Here is a 1,689-nt window from a genome sequence, read left to right as displayed (position 1 = left end):
TGCGATAATCCCTTTATGGTTGTCAGATGAAATACAATAATTCATCTAACAACTATGGAGGGATTTTTGTATGCCCAGATCTAAACATACGGTACTCGAAAAATTAGCAATCTTAAAGGAACTTACCCAATCAAAAACTGGACTACGGCCGGTGGCCAATCGTCATGGCATTGATCACAAGACGCTAGAACGTTGGCGAGATCGATACTCCCGTGATGGAATTAATGGTCTAAAGGAGGCTAAGAAAAACAAACACTATTCGAAAGAACTCAAACTTAAAGTAGTCCACGCATATCTTATAGGTGAAGGCACCTTTGATGAACTTGCAAATAAGTTTGGACTTCGTGGATCGCAGCAAGTCGTAGACTGGGTGAACAAGTATAATGGGGATAAACCTTTGACGGCGCCGCCGTCCAGAAAGCAGGTTCCCACTATGAGTCGTAAAACAACCTTGGAAGAACGCATTGAAATTGTCGAGTATGTCACCAAGCTGAAGCATTCATACACAGAGGCCGCTGAACACTTCCAAGTCTCTTATCAACAAGCACGTTCATGGGTGATCAAGGCCGAACACGGCGGCTATGAGGCACTCGTGGACAACCGTGGCCATCACAAAGAACAAGCTGAACTGACTGAACTCGATAAAGCCAATCTTGAAATCAGGCAGCTCAAAGCACAGCTCGCAGACAAAGAGCTTGTGGAGGCATTCGCAAAAAAATTGCTGGAACTCCAGCGCAGGGGGTGAGTAAACAACATCGACTGTCTTACTTCGCAATTAATGAGGTCAGTCAAGGCAAGCGCGGTGCAGTATCTACGCTGTTGGCCGTTGTCGGTGTAAGCCGGCAGGCTTACTACAAAGGGTTAAATCGAGAAGAAACTGCTTGGGAAACCCGTAATCGTCAGCTCAAGGAACGGACACAATACTGGTTTGATTTTCATCATCAAGGTATCGGTGCTGGGAATCTTTTAGTGAATCTTCAACATGATGAACTAATTGACTTCCCCGTTACTTTCAAGATGGTACGTCGTGTGATGCGGGAGCTTGGCTTGACATGTCAAATTCGGGTCAAGAAGCACAGTCGACATAAGGAGAACGAACAGCACATTCAAGACAATGTGCTCAATCAGAACTTCGACGTCGACAGTCCTAATCAGGTCTGGTTATCCGATTCGACGGAACTGACTTACGGCGTAAATAATAAGTATAAGGTGCGCTTGAGTGGCGTCCTTGATCTCTACGGCCGACGTTTGTTGTCCTACAATTTGAGCGCTACTGAAACATCAGCAGCAGAAATCGAGGTTTTCCAACGAGCCTTTGAGGCTTCTGGTGACGTCCACCCATTGGTTCACACTGATCGAGGATCAGCCTACACCTCTGGTGCCTTCAACAACTTTCTTGGTCGTTACAACGTCACACGTAGCATGTCTCGACCAGGAACACCATACGACAATGCACCAATGGAGCGCTGGTGGAACGAATTCAAGTTACGGTGGATGGCTCGCCATCCACTAGCAAAGACTTGCGAAGAGCTTGTGAGACTGGTTGAGGAAGGAATCGAATATTTCAATCACCACAATCGCTCAGCACAAAGAAACGGCCTCACCCCAGATGAATACTGGAGTGAAGCCGCTTAGAAACAGATTCAACTTTATATTATTTCATTTGTCAACTTGACAGGGCCTAGTGCA

At 46.1% G+C, this 1,689-nt stretch carries 2 protein-coding genes; both read left to right on the top strand.

Features of this window, described 5'->3' with window-relative positions; genetic code table 11:
• Positions 1-70 precede the first annotated feature (70 nt).
• Positions 71-745, top strand: a complete 675-nt coding sequence (locus tag FD44_RS09830) for a helix-turn-helix domain-containing protein (protein ID WP_010620862.1) — start codon at positions 71-73, stop codon at positions 743-745.
• The gene (locus FD44_RS09825) at positions 742-1,635 is read left to right on the top strand and encodes an IS3 family transposase (protein WP_010620863.1); all 894 of its coding nucleotides are present in this window, start codon (positions 742-744) and stop codon (positions 1,633-1,635) included. Before FD44_RS09830 ends, FD44_RS09825 begins: the two co-directional genes overlap by 4 nt.
• Positions 1,636-1,689 lie beyond the last annotated feature (54 nt).

This window comes from Secundilactobacillus malefermentans DSM 5705 = KCTC 3548 (assembly GCF_001436395.1).
In the GTDB taxonomy this organism is placed as follows: Bacteria; Bacillota; Bacilli; order Lactobacillales; family Lactobacillaceae; genus Secundilactobacillus; species Secundilactobacillus malefermentans.
The sequence above is the reverse complement of the archived record's forward strand: the minus strand, read 5'-3'. Positions and strand labels throughout refer to the sequence as shown.